Here is a 17771-nt window from a genome sequence, read left to right as displayed (position 1 = left end):
ACAAAATATTAACAAGATAAAGTTTTATATTGCGGGTGGCCTAATATTATATAAAGACTTTAAGGCCAAGAGACATAAAAATATCTCACAGGGTGAAAAATATGGAAATACATTATCTGAAAATATTTAATACAGTGGCACAATATAAAAGTTTTAAAAAGGCATCAGAAATTCTTCACATAAGTCAGCCGGCGTTATCTATCCAGGTTAAGAAATTAGAAAATCAAATTGATTTGAAACTTTTCTATAAAATGGGCAATCAAATAAACTTAACGGAAGAAGGTAATATGCTCTATGAATATACGAAAAAAATATTTCACATTATGGATGAAATGGAATTTGATATATTAAAACAGAAGAAAGAAATTGCAGGAACCATAAATCTTGGCGGAAGTAATACACCAGGAACCTATATTTTGCCCAAAATTATAGGTGAAATGAAGAAAAGGTATCCGCTAGTAACAGTCAACCTCCATGTAGCAGATACATCAGAAATAACTAATTTAGTGGAAAATGGGACCCTTGATGTAGCAGTTAACGGAGGCAGCTGTGTTTATAATTCCAATATTTATTCAAAAGAATTAATTCGCGATAAATTGATTTTTGTGGCATCGCCGGGTAATCAATTATGTGAAAAAGAATATATCGGCAAAGAGGATTTGATAGGGTATAGTTTTGTAGTTCACAGCAAAACTTCCCAATTATATACGTATTATAAAAATATTATGAATGTTTTTAATCTGCCGGAAAATATAAGTATGTATTTTGGAAGTATCGATGCAATTAAATCTGCTATTTATGCAGATTTGGGACTTGCATTGATGCCTTATTACTCTGTAAAATCAGATATTAAAATGGGGCTTATTAAGGAATTGAAAATGAAAGAAGATATTACCTTAGAATATCCATATAGTCTTATTTACAATAAGAACAAATACTTATCGGTAAGTGTAAAGAAATTTATTGAAGTCTTAGAGTTAGTATGTAATTCTTATTATTGTGACGAAAAAACTTAATCGATATTAACTTTTTGAAGGAATCATTTATAATAATCACAGTTAGGGTTAAACTTTAGGAGGTTTTATTTATGAAATTAATGATTGCGTCGGATATACATGGTTCCGCTTATTATTGCCATAAAATGATTGAAGCATATAAACGTGAACAGGCAGATAAACTGCTTTTATTAGGAGACTTGCTATATCATGGACCAAGAAATAATCTGCCCAAGGAGTATGAACCTAAAAAGGTCATTGAAATGCTTAATGGTATAAAGGAAGATTTATTATGTGTTAGGGGAAATTGTGATTCGGAAGTAGATCAGATGGTTCTGGAATTTCCAATTATGGCAGAATATTGTATTCTCTATCTTGGCAGCCGTATGATCTTTGCAACCCATGGGCATAAGTTTAATCAGACAGACAAGCCATTGTTAAAAAAAGGTGATATTTTATTAAACGGGCATACCCACATCCCTAAATACGAAGATTGGGGAGACTATAGTTATATCAATCCGGGCTCAGTATCCATACCGAAAGAAAACAGTGCCCATAGTTATATCATACTGGAAGAGGAATTTGTATGGAAAGATCTTGACGGCAAACCATACAAGATATAATTAGCGGTTATATTTGACAGGTGAATGGAAAATGCCAGAAGAGTGAGTTTAAAACAATAAGAATGAGCTCTTGCAAAAATTAAGTATTTCCATTATAGTTATTTTTTCGGTTACAATAGAGACTATTGTAATTAATATTAGACGTCCAGGGGGAAACTATAATGGATTTTAGCAATTTGATTAATCTACAGGGTATGCTGTTTCTGCTGGTTGCGGTAGGATTAATATTAAGGAAAGTTAATGTACTACCCAAACAGGGTACGGCTATTCTGACTGACATAGTCATTTACTTAGTACTTCCCTGTAATATAATAAATTCTTTTTTTATTGAATTTAATCTGGAAGTATTAAAAAATTTCATAATTATACTTTTGATATCCTGTTTCATACAATTTGGTTGTTTGATTCTTAGTAATACTTTGTATAACAGACAAACCTCTGGGTTTAAGAAAGTACTGCAATACGGAACGGTGTGTTCTAACGCGGGTTTTATGGGAAATCCCATAGCGGAAGGAGTTTTTGGGACAAATGGTCTGCTGTTAGCTTCTATCTATTTAATTCCGCAGCGAATTGTTATGTGGTCTGCAGGTGTTTCCTATTTTACTGAAAGCCCGGACAGAAAAACCATAGTAAAAAAGGTGGTCACACATCCTTGTATTGTCGCAGTGTACATAGGCCTGTTAATTATGATTTTTCAGATACCGCTGCCGGTTTTTATAGAAAATACCATAAAAAATATAAGCAGTTGTACGACTTCTTTATCCATGATATTAATTGGCACAATCTTAGCAGAAGTAAATATTAAAACCATAGTTAACAGGACAGCAATCTATTATGCTTTTATTCGACTTATCTTGATACCTTTGCTGGTTTTTGCTGCCTGCAAAATACTAGAGATCAATGATCTGTTAACAGGAGTATCTGTACTTTTAGCCGGGATGCCTGCAGGGAGTACAACCGCTATATTGGCAGCTAAGTATGACGGCGATTCCATTTTTGCCACCAAATGTGTGGTATTTACTACTTTACTTTCTATGATAACAATACCTTTATGGTGTCTTATCTTATAATTAAATGGCTGTTGCAATATCTTTTTACTTCACTTACGAATTTGCAGGTGAAGTTGTAAGGATTTTGCAACAGCCATTTCTTTTTAATTATAAGTTTTACTTATTTTTTGGGTCATATTATTATTACCATATGTTGAAGTTCCTGAATCCTCAATATATCCTGAATCCTCTGTATACCCTGAATCTTCTATGTATTCTGAATCATCAATATCTTCTGAATCATCGGTATCTTCCGACTCGTCATAAATTGTCCCGCTACCGTCACTATTATCAGCCACATATACTGTGTTTTTTGCAGTATTTGATATGGTATTGCTTCCCACATAACAATTTAGTGCACCGTCAATAAAAATGCCGTATCGTTTTGTTGTTTCAATATGATTGTTTTCTAAGGCATAATTGCTGGTGATTTCATTATTACCTAATAAATGAATTCCATCCTGGCTTCGTCCCAGCCTGCCATATATTTCATTGGAGTTTACAATGGCCGAATTAATTTTTGAAGTATATATACCAAATTTATTATAATCTTTAATTATATTATTCATTACGGATGATTCATTAGATTCACTATATAATGCTATACCGTTGTTCTTAGCCTGAGTAATCGTATTATTGGTAATTGCGCAAGTATCGCTGTTATTATATAGATAAATACCATCGTTTGCAGGTAAAGTGATTGTATTTTCCGATACGGTTACGTTACTGGAAGCAGACAGCCCGATTCCTCCTGCAGGAGAGTTTTTGACATTGCCATTTTGCGCCAGTTTATTTCCAGAAATCACTGAATAGTCGCAGCCGTTAATGAGATAAATACCGCTGTTGGAGGTGGATTTTATCGTATTATTAGTAACAGAACTGCTCGGTGACTGCTGCATCAGGATTCCATAACGTTCAATGTCAGCGATTGTATTATTTTTAATTGTTACTCCATTTAAAGGTCTCGAAGCAACACCAATCGTACGGATAGCTTCACCCCAGGAATAGGAATCACCAGTTTTAAGCTGTAATATATGATAAAATTTATTATTCTTAATTACAATGTTATAATTTGTTGGAAGAGGTTCCTTTATGGTATCTTGCAGCGCAGGAAGATAATGGGCACTCTGATTGCTGAGATAGGTGTATACCAGAACACCTACGCTTGTATTACTTATTGTATTATTGCTTATTTGAACATTCTGATAATTGTATAATTTAATTGCTGTTTCTCTAAGATTTAGTAAATTATTATTAGAAATTGTAATGTTCTTATGAAAGACACCTTTTATAGATATATGGGAACCAATCGCTCTGGGATAGTCTCGAATATCGCAATTAGTGATCTGTATTCCGTCACAGGCTAAATCATCGTACTTAATACTGGCTGCCTGCGTGGAGGGCACAAGGGTTTTACTGTGAACGATATCAAGCTGTATTGCTTCTTTGGCCATAGTCCCTACATAACCGTACAATTTGCAATTATCAATCAGACTGTTTTTTACTCCTGCAAAAGTAATCAGGTGACTGCCGTTAGGAACATTACGAATGGTCGCATCCTTAATCGTAATATTAGAAGCATGAATAAACCGAAAACTTTCCGTGCCCTTATTCATTCTTGAGATACTGACGGAATCCCAGATACCACCTTTTATAGTAATATTTTCTCCGGAGGTATAACCACCATTATCCTTGCTCAAATCATTGGCTATAAGGGCTCCTTTTTGATGATTTCTGTTTAATTTTGCGTCAGCATCAGCATTAATTGTAGTATTACTGTAGATTGTCAATTCACTTCTAAGATCATAAGTGCCTGAGGGTATATTAATAGTCAGATTATAAGATCCGTCTTTATTATAATCAAGTAATTTTTGAAGTTCAGCCGAAGTATCTCCTGACTCAGCTGAAACCACCTTATTCTGACGCGCTTCTGCCTGAATTGGCTTTTGAAATAAAAGAAAAACTGTTGTTACAAGTATAAAACCATAGAAAAATTTTTTGTTCATTTTTAATCCCTCTCGTATTACTGCTAGTTGCCATTTTCTAATTTTATGACAAAAAATGATATTTTGTCTTAAAATATCTATCTATGTCATTGATTACATATTAGTTTACCTTATTATTACTTTAATGTAAATATAAAGTATGAAAAATTAAGATAGTATTTATTACCTGTTAAAATAGTTTAAAGTTAAAGAGTAACAAGTACAATTCTGTCTTGTAATTTTCCATTTTTTTCAAAACAATGGAACTCTCTTATTTAAAAAGTTATAAAAATTATAATATTTTAAAAAATTTTTTTCTTTAGAATTCCTGTTTCTTTTGAAGCATATTATAAATCAAATGAGATATGAATTATATGCCAGAGAAATTTTTAAGGAGTAATTAGAGTGGAGCAGGGATCTAAAGGTGAAAAAAAACAAGAACCAAAACATCATACGGAGAATGCATATTGGGCGGATAAGACTAAAGATGTGAGCTATATCAATCATTTGCATTTCAGAGGAGATAAAAAATGGAAATCTTTGGTTGTGGTTGTGAGAGGAACCATGAAATATCAGGAATTTTCCATAATAATAAAAGCAGGAGATAAAATAATAGCATATGAGGAATTTAGTTTATTGGAAAATGAAATTAAAGTGCTGGAGAGAAGTATTGACAAGGATGTATATATTGACGTAACCGGACAGCTTATAAGTGGGGGCTTTTTTACGGCAGGGGGAAACATTTATGTTACCTGCACCTATGATTCAAATGAACAGTATAAAAGCAGCTCTGTAATTTGGGAAGCTGATACCGGTGAGAAAAGCACCATAGATAATTTCTATTTAGATAATAACCAACTTTGGGAAAAATGTGAGATCTATATTGAGGGACATAAGGATAGAAGTACGGGATGTCTGTTAACGCTCCTATCTAATGGTGAAATCCATAAAAACGGCAGGATGGACTTCGTGGAACTATATGAAACAGAATCTGTAACCTATAGTTTTGAAATTAAGCAGAAAGTATCATTAATTGTCACGGGGTATATTTCTAATTTATTATTTTTGGAGGCAGGAGCAAAAATTACTTTAACAGGATATTATCAATAAAAGAAAGCTTAGGTGGAAATTATGGCCGATAGTAAAATAGCAGGTAATAATCTGATGAAAAGCAGATTATGGGCAGCTTCTAAATTAGCATACAGTATAGTTGACGGAAAATTACCGGTGGATTATAAAACCAGAATGGATTATAAGTTCGGAGATATAGAGGATAACTGTTATCAGAGAGCGGGTTTTCTTGGAGAGGTATATTCCTTTTCCGGAGGAATCGAAAAAATTAATGCAGGATTAGTTGGTACCTCGAGTTCCGGCATTATTATTTCTTTCAGGGGAACGAATGGAAATGATAGTGAATTTGGAAGTTTTTTAGATTGGCTGAATAATTTTCTGGCTGTTCCGGTCTCTTTTGCTCCTTATGGTAATGGAAACGTACATATGGGATTCTTCAATTCGGTTCTAAGCATACAAGACAGTGTTATCGCAAAAACGTTAGAATTGGTTTCGGAAACAAAAAATAATACACCTACTGATATATACATAACCGGTCACAGCAAGGGCGGAGCTATGGCTGCCATTATGGCAAAAATATTAGAGAAATATGTTAATAATAAGATTATTGTTTATACGTTTGGCGCTCCGAGAGCAGGAGATGATGCATTCAGAAAAGAGTATTCGATTACCCATTACCGGTATGAATCTTTCCTGGATATTGTCAGTCATCTATCTTTTTCAAAACAGGAGTTAGAATTAATCCCGAGAATGGGAATCCTGTATGAGATTCTAGCCCCCCTTCTTGTATTTCCGGCTTATGCATCGGTGGGGACAGGTATCTGTATCTATAAACCCAAAGGAATTTATGGAAAGCTGCCCTGGTATACCGATAATAATTCAGAGGAAATACTCAATTCCTTTTGCGCAGTCGAGCAGGTAATAAGAGGAGGGGATTACGAAATATTTTACAATACACATGCATTTGATTATTATTAAATTATATAATTAATGCATTTTAAGTTACCGATATAATTCAGAAGTTTTCATATGGTAATAACTCACGGCTATAATACTTCCTGCTATTGCTAAACCGGCGAGGATAAAATAGGCTGCCCGCATGGAATGGATATGTACAAAATTACCGGTAAAGACAGGAACCAAAGTCATACCTACAGCATATACGGCCTGATAAAATCCCATTGCCGTAGATTTTACACCAGGTGCGATATCTTTCATAGCTTCGGAAGTAAGGTATGAAAATAAGATTCCTGTTGCCAGACCCGGTAAAATTTGAAGAAATAAAAGAATAGGGACAGAGGTAACCATCGGGATAAGGAAACAATAGAATGCCAGCAGGATAAAGACAACCGGAATCAGGAAAGCCGGACCTTTTTTAGAAAACCATGGGAAAGATGCCAGTCCTGAAAAACCTACTGCCGACAACATGTAAACAATGGACGACAGACCGATAAGGATTGAGGAAGCACCAAGGTTTTTTAAAATCTGAGTTGTAAAAGACATCGTTGTGGACATCTGAATCCCTTGTTGTATCAGTGCCAGGCAGGCAAACAGGAGAAGGCGTTTATTAAGACATACTTTTAAGGTTTTTAAGGGAGAACCGGACTGCTGATGTTTTTCTTTGGTATCACGAAGCGGTAATGCTATGATTGTCCCTGCAAATGCAGAAACTAAACTAAGCAAACATAAGAATGACATACCAAAAGTTTTGTATAGATAAGTACTGCTTATAAAGCCAAGAAGTATACCAAGATTGTTAAACAGGATAATCCGGCTGGTGGCTTTCTGCTGTTTGGCAGCAGGAAAAAATCCGGTATACAGGACCATAAATGATATCCACATAGCGGAAGCAAATCCGGAGAATAAGTTGGCTATAAAAAACCCGGTGCCTCCGGGCATATTTATCCTAATTATAGAAGCAAGTCCTGCTGCAACGGTACCGGCCAAAATAAACCCTCTATGCCTGCCGATGGAATCAGCCATAACCCCGACCGGAATCCGCATAACCAACTGTGCAATACCATAGGCACCAAGTATTCCTCCGATATAAGCTTCGGATACTTCTCTTTCAGTAAGATAAGTAGTCTGAAAAGGTATATAGACATACTGTGCAAACCAGAATAAAACGACTGCAGTGAGCAGCAAACCTTGTTGTCTTTTTGTTCCGTATTCCATAAGTTTCCTCCAAGTAATTATACTAATGAAATTATAGTACCATAGGAGAGAAAAGACAAGAATTTTAGGTATCCGGTTTCATTTGACCTTATGAGCATAAATGTTATAAAATATGAGTAATATGAAAATTCGTAAATTAATCAACAGAAAGAAGAGTTAACATGAAATACACTATTAGTGAGTTCGCAGAATTACTTGGAGTAACAACAGATACTTTAAGATTTTATGAAAAATATGAAATCATTAAACCGTTCAAAGATAATAAGAATAACTATCGTTATTTTAAAGATATGGATGCCAGAAATCTACTGATGAGTCGCTGGTACAGAAGTATGGATATACCGATTCAGAAAGCTTCCCACCTGACAAGAAAGGCTTCCCTTGCGGATATAACGGATACAATCCAGGAAAAACAAAGGGAGTTAGAAGAGGAAATCAGAAGAAAAACCATGCTGTTAAATAGAATGAAGGACATATCAGCTGATCTTACCCAAGTCAGGAATAATCTTAACCTTTGTATAAGAAAGAATCTGCCTGGGATTTACCGTCTTAGGCAGACCGATAAAAATGATCTGTTAAAAGATGCAGCATTACCGAATAAAGTGGAAGAGTGGATGAAATTATTACCCTATGCTTTTTTTTCTTTCCGAATAAACAATAAGAATATTTTAGCGGAGGATGTTTCCTTTGATTATAACTGGGGTCTTGCATTATTTGAGAGCGATATTAGAAAATTAAATATTAAAGTAGATGATTCAACAGAATATATAAAACCAGGAAGTTATATTTCTTCTATTATAATTTCCTACGGTGAAGATATAAAAAGAGACTCTTTGGAGTTTATGTTTTCCTATATTATAGAAAATCAATATACCATAAACGGTAATATTTTTGGCAGAATCATTACTGCTGAAAATATAGGAACAGAAAAACGATTTTACCTGGAGGTTTATATACCTGTTAATTAAATAGAGGAGAAGTCTTAAAACAAAGGAGTCCCCTTAAATTATTCTCTCATGAAACTTGTATGTTTTAATATTACCTATGTATCTTTTATTGTTTGATATTTAACAAACTATTGACTTTGGTGTTACACCAAGGTTTATGATACAGCTATAAGTAATACAATGCTGACTATAATTACTTACTTTAGATCGAGAGAAAGGAGAAATAAATCAGTTTTGAAGTCTTATAATAATTTGACTCAGTATTGTTAGTAATACTTATAGTTAGCAGGCAATCAGTAATTTAACGATATAAAGTCGGAGGGAATTTATGAAGAGGAAAAAATGGAACAAACTTATTGTATTAGCAGTATGTTTGTCATTATTTATGCTGCTTTTAGCAGGATGTAAGCAAAAAAAAGAAGATCAGGATACAGCTAAAGTAAATACCAACAGTATGGAGACCAGTACAGAAAATACAACTTCTGGTAATTCGGGAAGTACTGACAGTACTATAACACAGAAATATAAAGCAGGAACCTATAAGGCAGAAGCACAGGGAAAAGATGGATTAATCAAAGTAGAAGTAACCTTTAGTGAAACAGAGATTACCGATATCAAGATTTTAAGTCAGACAGAAACAGAGGGATTAGGAGATGATGCACTGAATGCCATCAAAGGGAAAGTCTTAGAGGGACAGACTTTAGCTGTGGACGCAGTTTCAGGTGCTACCGAATCCAGTAATGGTTTACTTGCAGCAATCGAAGATGCAGTTAAACAGGCAAACGGTGATGTGGATGCATTAAAATCAAACAAAGTAACGAAAGAAAATGAAGGCAAAGTTGAGAAAATGAATGCAGATGTGGTGGTTATCGGTGCGGGAGCGTCCGGTGTATCCGCAGCAGTGACAGCAGCCGATAAAGGAGCAAAAGTTATTATTATTGAAAAAACAGCTGTTATCGGAGGTGCAAGTAATTTATCCTGGGCAGGAAAATTTTATAATTCCTCCGCCGCACTGGAAAACGGAGTTAAAGTTGAAGTTGAGAAAGAAATTGCTAATTGGATTGTAAATAATCACTGGAGAGTTGATGCAGCGGCTATAAGACAATATGTCACCAAATCGGGAGAAACCTACGATTGGCTTGCTGATAAGGGATACCAGACTACTTTCATGAATTTTGGAGGGGAACAGCTTCATCTTTTACCGCCCTATGAAGACCGTCAAAAATTACTTAAGAATATGTTAAGCGAATCCGTCGTAAAAGGCGGGGGAGAGGTACTTACCGAAACCACGGGTAAAAAATTATTAACCAATGATTCCGGTGATGTAGTTGGAGTCAGCGCAGAAAAAGCAGACGGAACAACATTGGAAATTACCGCCAAAAGTGTAGTAATGGCAACCGGCGGTTATGCTGCAAATGCAGAAATGGTGAAAGAATTATTTGGATTTGAGGGAGTGAACGGCGGTTTAGGACAAAACATAGGAGAAGGTTTAAAAATGGCTTGGGCAGTAGGAGCAAAAGTACCCGATAATGTCGGTGGTCAGATGCTGCACCAGACCCTTGCAAGAGCTACAGCTGATCTTAAGAAACAATTTGATTCATTTAAAGCAAGTTATCCCCTTATGACAGCTTATTTGCCTAATTTTATGAACGTTGGACCATCCGGTGCAAGATTCAGGGATGAGGCAGCTACATTGACTGCTGTTGCAGCAGCAAATACAAGTGCTTTTAACGGTCCTTACCATCTGGTTATCGTATCCAAATCCCAGTTAGACCTTTTGGCTAAAAAAGGTATGAGCGGAGTGAAAGCACCACAGCTTCCGGGAATGCCGCCGGAATTCTATGCAGATTTTAAGGATCAATTTACTTTGGATAATCCCTGGACGGATGCCCAGGAAGTATTCGAATCTATGGTAAAAAACGGTGATGGTTATAAGGGAGATACTATTGAAGAACTGGCTAAAAATGCAGGAATGGATGTTGAAACCTTTAAGGAAGAATACAATAATTACATGGAAGCTGTAAAAACAGGGGTTGATACAGAGTTTGGAAAAAATGCAGATTATTTATTTCCAATGGGAGAAGAGGGCCCATATTACGCAGTTATTGCTGAAATTAATAATTTAGGTTCCGTAGGCGGCCTTCTGGTTAATACGGATTTTAAAGTATTAGATGACAAGCGCGTACCGATCAAAGGGTTATTTGCAGTCGGACTTGAATCGGAGGGCGTATTATTTAATGATACTTATGTTGGAAATGGGGTGGGTATCGGTTACTCTTTCACATCGGGACGGCTTGGCGGTGGGAGTGCAGCTGACTATTCACTGGATAAGAAATAAAGTTAAATTCATCTATAGTTAACCATCTGGCATCATTATACTTAATAAGTGTAATGATGCCTTTTACAATTGTGCTTTTATAATTTTAATTATAACTAATTTCATTTGTTAAAGATGAGAGTGATAAATTGAAAAATTTACCTATTGATTTCAATAAAAATTAAGTCGGATTAAGTTGAAAAATGGAAAATTAAAGCGTATAATGTAATCAAATAGTATGGTAATTCACTAAGGTGTAAGGCAAATATTACACAGAAGAGGGGTAAATTAGTGAGGAGAATATTAATAAACAAAGGTAATGATTTACATACTAAAAGAACCGATGGGACCGAGCCGGATAGGATTAAAAAGAATAAAAATTATAAAATATTTCCTATTAAAGAAGCTTGCTTTATTGCGAGTATTTATGGGATAATAAGTTTTCTTTGGATAATTTTATCGGATGAGGTACTAATAAGATTTTTTAAAGATGTAAAACATTATCAGCAAGCTCAAACGTATAAAGGGTGGTTTTACATCATTATTAATGTTATTGTTTTATTTTTATTGGTAAAACAACGTTCCGTACGAATGAAAAAAGCATTAGTTGATTTAAACCGTATCTACGAAGAATTACAGAATACCTGCACTGAGCTTGTAACGATGGAAAGAGAGTTGTCAGATCAAAAATTATTTAACGAAAAGATTTTTACTGAGTCACATGTTATAATGGGAACCTGGGACGAAAATGGAACGATAAAAAGACTTAATCCCTATGCCATGGAGCTATTTGGGTATAATGAAAGTGAGATAACCGGGAAAAACTGGAGAGATTTTCTTACAGAAGAGAATAAACAAAAAATGGTACAGGTTTATGAGCAGGTGCGAAAAGGAAATCATTTAAAAAATCATGAAAGCCAGTTTATAACACATGATAAAAGAAAATTGGATATTATATGGAACAGCGGACTATTAAAGTATAATGAAAAAATAGAAATTTTATCAATAGGTACCGATATAACGGAGCGAAAGTTACTGGAGGAAAAATTAAAAGAAGCTGCTTATTATGATAATTTAACCGGTTTATATAACCGAAATATGATTGAAGAAGAAGTAAAAAAACGGATTGAAAATAAAGAAGAATTTGCTTTGGTTTATATGGATATTGATAATTTTAAACAGGTAAATGATACACTGGGACATTCTGCCGGGGATAAATTCCTCCAATATCTTGCTGATAAACTCAGAAGTACGATTAAATGCAATCATAGAATAGCGAGACTTAGTGGTGATGAATTTGCAATTATCTATCCATTTGCAAATAAAGAACTTATTGAAAGTGAACTGCAGCTATTAATGAATGATTTCGGTAAATCATGGGAAATTGAGAACCATGAATTCTTCTTATCCGTAAGTACCGGTGTATCCGTATACCCTAAAGATTGCGATGATCTTATAACTTTATTCAGAAATGCAGATATTGCTATGTTTAAAGCAAAAAGAGAGGGAAAAGGGCGCTATGTTTTTTATTCGGACGATATTATGCTGGCGAATGCGGAAAACAACAAGTTGGCTAATAAGTTAAAACATGCTTTGGATAATAGTGAGTTGATTTTAAATTATCAGCCCCAGTACAACCTGGAAACCGGTAAGATAACCGGACTTGAAGTGCTTGTTCGCTGGTTGCATGATAATAAATTTATTCCACCCGCCAAGTTTATTCCAATTGCTGAAGAAACCGGTCAAATATATGAGATTGAATATTGGATTATCGAATCTTCCCTGCAGCAAAAAAAGATATTTGAAACTATGGGAAATTATGATATAACCATATCCATAAATTTATCCAGTAAGTCTTTGTGCAGCGATATTAATTTCAATAATTTAGAAAAGTTGTTTTTATCTTATGATGTTGATTATTCTCATATTATTGTAGAGATAACGGAAACTGCAATCATATCTGATATTAATTTTGCAGTTTACAGGTTAAAGAAGCTAAGAGAGCTGGGTATGAAAATTGCCTTAGACGACTTTGGTACCGGATATTCCTCATTAACTCATTTAAAAGAACTTCCCATTGATATAGTTAAACTGGATCGGAGTTTTATTCAAAGTATTGAAGAAGACGGAAAAGATGCCATGATAATTAAAGCTATTCTATACCTTGCCCTGGATTTAAATTATGAAGTGGTTGCAGAGGGGATTGAAACGCAGGGGCAACTGGAATTTTTGAAAAAATATAAATGTCAGACTGGACAGGGATTTCTTTTAAGCCGTCCGGTTCCTATCGAAAGTATAACATTTTAATTTATTCCAAGTATATAATTACATTAATTACATATAAAAACAAAAAGCCAATTAAAGGATGATAACAGATTAGATTGTTTTTCATCCTTTAATTGGCTTTTTGTATCATGTCAGGAAGAATTAATATCAGTCCATACAGAGAAACAGTTTGTATGTATTATCAGGCTTTGGGCAAATACATTAAAGTGCGAAATACCAGTTGCAAAAGACTATTTTTATCTTTTAAGGGTTTAATCTATTTTTATCTACATCCGCACTAATTTCCTTAGCCAGACCGATTCCGTTTTTCATTGACCCTAAGCTGCCGGGATCTGTAATACTGTTGTAATAAATTTTACTACCGTTACTTCCGGAACCAATATAAATACCGTAATTTAATGTACCGTTAATTGTATTTCCGCCCACATAACATTCCGGGGCTGTATTTATATAGATTCCATTCCGATTCGTTGTTTTTACAACGTTTTTCTTTAATATAAATGCTTTATCCGAACTATTGTCCCCGGTTACATGGATTCCGTCATCACTTTTCATCTTTGCTGATCCATTAATTTCATTATCGGTAATTGTTGCGGAGCCGATTTGGTAAGCATATATACCGTAACGTTTGTAGCCTGCTATTTTATTTCCAATAATTCTGCTATCATTACTCTGCTTGGAAAAGGAAATCCCATTATCTCCGGATTTTGTTATCGAATTACTGATAATTTGAGAGGAATTACATGAGTTTATAAGGTAAATTCCGTTTTTACCTGTCTGAGCAACATTATTATTGGTAACTTTACATTTTGGTGTTCCCTCTAAGAACATGCCATAACGGTCGGTGCCATTTATTGTATTATTGGATATGGTTACACCATTTAATGGACGTTCCGTATTACCTATAGTTCGGATACCGTCTCCCCATAATGATCCGGTATTTGATGGTATTGCTTTCATAGTTTGTATCGTATTATTTTTAATTCGTATATTATAATTATCAGGCAACGGTTCCTTTCGTGTATTACTTAAAGCTTCCAAGTAGTATTGATTATTTATATAAGTATAAACTAAAATACCGAGTCCGGAATTTGTAATTGTATTATTACTGATTTCTAAATTAACATAATTAAAAGCCTTGATAGCTGCTTCTGCCAAATCATGCAGATTATTATCAGAGATTATAATATTTTTATGAAAGACCCCTTTAACGGAAGTATGTGATCCTACAGCCCTAGGAAAATTATAGATATCACAATTTGTTACAGTAATTCCATCACAGGGAAGATCATCATAAACCAGGATCTTAGATTGCATGGAAGGAAGAATGGTATCATTATGGACAATATCGATTTGAATTGCTTCTTTTGGAGTGGTACCGGAATATCCATACAAAGTACAGTTATCTACCACACCATTTTTCACACCTCCAAAAGTAACAAGGTGGCTGCGGTTTGGCACGTTGCATATGGTAGCGTCCTTAACGGTCACATTAGTGGCATGGATAAAACGAAAGCTTTCCGTACCTTTATCCATGTTAGCAATTTGATAGGAATCCCAGATACCTCCAATTATCGTGATATTTTCCGTAGTGTTATAACCGCCTTTGTCATTGGTTAAATCATTTGCAAGGATACCGCCCCTTTGATGTTTTTTAAATAATCTGGCATTGTAATCGGCAATAATGGTAGTATTACTGTAAATCCTGAGTTCTTTACTAAGTTCGTAATTGCCGGCCGGAATATTAACGGTTAAATGATACGTATTATACTTATTATAATCCAGGAGCCTTTGCAAATCAGATGCATTATCACCCTCGTGTGCGGTTACTGATCTGTCCTTACCGGCTCTGGCATTAACATATATCTGACTGTAAATAAAAATAATGAATGGTATTAATAAAATTAGGAAAGCTGGGTATATATTCTTTTTCATTCGTCATCCCTTCTTTACTGGCTTAAGACCATATTACATTTAGTTTAACTTATTATAATATAATTGTAAACGAATTAGTAGAATAATAAAGTGGTATATATTGTTAGTTTGTTACTGTTCACAGGTAACGAACGCGACGTGTTTTATGTGAGTGTATTGTAACATAAAACCGGAGAATTGCAGCGTAGGAACGCTGCCTCCTCGTTTTGTGTGCATTACGAAGCATGTTATTGTTCACAACACTGCTGTTGGCAGGGGTATGAACAGTAACGTTAGTTTTATACAGAACAGTCTGTGGTTGAATTGTAACGTAAGATTATATAGAAAAACCGGAAGAAACTACACGAATGTTTCTTCCGGTTGAGGGTTTTAACTCTTACTTTCCGTCTGTTTAAAGGTTACTTCGTATGTTCCCATAGAAGCCATAGTAACCAGGATTGCATTGAGCATAATAAGTATAGTAGACTCAAAGTTTAATTTTCCCGTAAATAATTCTACAAAAAATAATAGAAAAAATGCGATAAAATAGACCACATAACGGGTATGTATTTTCCATACTTTATCCAAAGGAATCTTTAAAAACTGTACTATTAAAGTAGTGGCTGCCACGGCTCCGGCCATTGTACCAAGAAAATTCCAGGTCATAAAATCATTAATAGGCATAGCATTAACTCCTTTCCGATGCAAAAAATGTTGTACCACTTTTATTATACAACTTTTCCAAAAAGTTACAATGCAATTTGCATATTCGATTTGTTTTCTGTTAATTCTATTATGCTTGTATCACTCTGTTTCTGCCTTCTGATTTAGCCTGGTATAAACCTCCGTCGGCACGTTTTAAAATGGAATCAATATTATCGTTTACTTTTATCTGGGTTACACCCAGACTGATGCTTATTCCGTATTCTCGTAAACTGTCCTGTGAACTGATTTGGTTTAGCAGTTCATCAGTAATTTCCTGAACATCCTTTTTGTCTCCGTATATAATTCCTGCAAATTCATCTCCGCCCCAGCGGGCAGTCATACCATATGTATTTATTGTATTTTTCGCAATAACTGCAATATCAGTAATGATTCTATCGCCAAAGAGATGACCGTATGTATCATTTATAGTTTTAAAGAAGTCAATATCAAAAACAAATACAAAAAATTGCTTATTATAAAGTTTATAATTCATAATCGCCTTATATAGTTCATCGTTAAAAGCCCGTCGGTTTGGCAGCTTCGTCAGTTCATCCGTACTCGCTATGTTTGTAATAAGCCGCTGATACCGGGTAATACAGTAAGTGCTTAAGGTCAGGAGTAAAAACAGTATAAATAACATAAGCTTCAGATCACGGATAAGCTGTAAATGAAAAGATTGATTTAATATGGAAGTATCCTTTTTAATGATTAAAAACCAGTTCATTTCATTCACATACCGGGTTATCAAGTAACCGTCCAGTTTTTCCTGTTTATATTTACTTGTTTCTAAAGAAGTTAAATTACCTGTTATTTTAGTTTTGAATTTAGCCAAGTTAGGCTGTTCAAAGATATTCATCTTCTCAATTTTTTGTACATCGGTATGTATCTGAGTCAAACCGTTTGGATCAACTAAAAAAGCTTCCAAATCGAAGTTGTCTTCAAATTTCTTTAACATTGACTGTAATTGATTAATCTCAACACCAACGCCTACAACAGCCAGCAGGGATCCGTCAGTATCTTCCACCCGGCAATTAACAAAAACAGTCAGCGTATTTTGTGCTGCCTGGTCCTGATCTACATCCAAATCGTATAATTCATTACTGTTAACGAAATCATAATACCATTTATCATGTTTGTCCTTTTCAGAGACGGTTTTCAGTATCCCATTATAGTGATAATAATAATTGGAACTGGAAGATATCATAAATACGGAATTATAGTGGTATTTGGATTTAATACCTATGAGATAATCCTGAAGTTTCTTTAAATATGATCTATCAGTGGAAACTTTAGCTTCGTTTTTCAGCCAGTTTTTTAAGAAACTATCATTTGCCATAGTTAAAGATACAAATATTGGTTTTGTTAATTCATTATTTATTTCTGAGTAGATATTGGTGCTCGTAAGCTTAGAAATATTTCTGATATCATCATCAATTATGTGGCTATAAGTCTTATAGTTTAATAAAGCCATACACAAAAAGCCAACAGTGATAATCAGACTGATTGTCAGGTTAACATTCATAATAAGATGCTTTTTCATAGTTACCTCTTTCCTTATTAAACTAGTCTTACATAACCTTATAACCAATATATCCCTGCTAGTATTATACCTGGCTTTTAAGTAAAGTCAAGAATAGAAACGAGATTTATTTGGATTTATGATATAAAATCAGAAATAATTAAGGATGGGAATTGTTATGAAAT

At 34.5% G+C, this 17771-nt stretch carries 13 protein-coding genes; 8 read left to right on the top strand and 5 right to left on the bottom strand.

The window, feature by feature from the left end; genetic code table 11:
• Positions 1-101 precede the first annotated feature (101 nt).
• The 3 genes from RBU59_RS05510 to RBU59_RS05500 all read left to right on the top strand — a co-directional run bounded on the left by RBU59_RS05510 (position 102) and on the right by RBU59_RS05500 (position 2688).
• On the top strand, positions 102-1016 hold the full coding sequence (locus tag RBU59_RS05510; protein ID WP_308146878.1) for a LysR family transcriptional regulator: 915 nt from the start codon (positions 102-104) through the stop codon (positions 1014-1016).
• A 71-nt stretch (positions 1017-1087) separates the two neighbouring features.
• On the top strand, positions 1088-1618 hold the full coding sequence (gene yfcE / locus RBU59_RS05505; RefSeq protein ID WP_308146877.1) for a phosphodiesterase: 531 nt from the start codon (positions 1088-1090) through the stop codon (positions 1616-1618).
• Positions 1619-1779: 161 nt separating this feature from the next.
• Positions 1780-2688, top strand: coding sequence for an AEC family transporter (locus RBU59_RS05500; protein ID WP_308146876.1), 909 nt, complete (start codon positions 1780-1782; stop codon positions 2686-2688).
• An 83-nt stretch (positions 2689-2771) separates the two neighbouring features.
• Here RBU59_RS05500 and RBU59_RS05495 read toward each other — a convergent pair whose 3' ends face one another.
• The gene (locus RBU59_RS05495) at positions 2772-4673 is read right to left on the bottom strand and encodes a right-handed parallel beta-helix repeat-containing protein (RefSeq protein ID WP_308146875.1); all 1902 of its coding nucleotides are present in this window, start codon (positions 4671-4673) and stop codon (positions 2772-2774) included.
• Positions 4674-5057: 384 nt separating this feature from the next.
• Between RBU59_RS05495 and RBU59_RS05490 the strand changes: the two genes are divergently transcribed.
• Entirely contained in the window at positions 5058-5762 is a 705-nt protein-coding gene (locus RBU59_RS05490; RefSeq protein ID WP_308146874.1) for a hypothetical protein, read from the top strand.
• A 21-nt stretch (positions 5763-5783) separates the two neighbouring features.
• Complete coding sequence (locus RBU59_RS05485) at positions 5784-6701, top strand: lipase family protein (RefSeq protein ID WP_308146873.1); 918 nt, start codon at positions 5784-5786, stop codon at positions 6699-6701.
• Positions 6702-6725: 24 nt separating this feature from the next.
• On the opposite strand, the gene RBU59_RS05480 is transcribed toward RBU59_RS05485, so the two are convergent.
• Entirely contained in the window at positions 6726-7898 is a 1173-nt protein-coding gene (locus RBU59_RS05480) for an MFS transporter (protein ID WP_308146872.1), read from the bottom strand.
• Between the two features lie 161 nt (positions 7899-8059).
• Between RBU59_RS05480 and RBU59_RS05475 the strand changes: the two genes are divergently transcribed.
• From RBU59_RS05475 to RBU59_RS05465, 3 genes are all read left to right on the top strand, one after another.
• Positions 8060-8866: a MerR family transcriptional regulator gene (locus RBU59_RS05475; protein WP_308146871.1), complete on the top strand. Its 807-nt coding sequence runs from the start codon at positions 8060-8062 to the stop codon at positions 8864-8866.
• Between the two features lie 307 nt (positions 8867-9173).
• A complete protein-coding gene (locus RBU59_RS05470) occupies positions 9174-11183 on the top strand; it encodes an FAD-dependent oxidoreductase (RefSeq protein ID WP_308146870.1) in 2010 nt (669 codons plus the stop codon).
• A gap of 270 nt (positions 11184-11453) precedes the next feature.
• A complete protein-coding gene (locus RBU59_RS05465) occupies positions 11454-13469 on the top strand; it encodes a sensor domain-containing protein (RefSeq protein ID WP_308146869.1) in 2016 nt (671 codons plus the stop codon).
• Positions 13470-13691: 222 nt separating this feature from the next.
• Here the strand turns inward: RBU59_RS05465 and RBU59_RS05460 are convergent, their stop codons facing one another.
• The 3 genes from RBU59_RS05460 to RBU59_RS05450 all read right to left on the bottom strand — a co-directional run bounded on the left by RBU59_RS05460 (position 13692) and on the right by RBU59_RS05450 (position 17607).
• Positions 13692-15383, bottom strand: coding sequence for a right-handed parallel beta-helix repeat-containing protein (locus tag RBU59_RS05460; protein WP_308146868.1), 1692 nt, complete (start codon positions 15381-15383; stop codon positions 13692-13694).
• A 369-nt stretch (positions 15384-15752) separates the two neighbouring features.
• Positions 15753-16046: a hypothetical protein gene (locus tag RBU59_RS05455; RefSeq protein WP_308146867.1), complete on the bottom strand. Its 294-nt coding sequence runs from the start codon at positions 16044-16046 to the stop codon at positions 15753-15755.
• Between the two features lie 109 nt (positions 16047-16155).
• Positions 16156-17607, bottom strand: coding sequence for a sensor domain-containing diguanylate cyclase (locus RBU59_RS05450; RefSeq protein WP_308146866.1), 1452 nt, complete (start codon positions 17605-17607; stop codon positions 16156-16158).
• Positions 17608-17771: the final 164 nt, after the last annotated feature.

The sequence above is a fragment of the Anaerocolumna sp. MB42-C2 genome, from assembly GCF_030913705.1.
GTDB lineage: Bacteria > Bacillota > Clostridia > Lachnospirales > Lachnospiraceae > Anaerocolumna.
The sequence above is the reverse complement of the archived record's forward strand: the minus strand, read 5'-3'. Positions and strand labels throughout refer to the sequence as shown.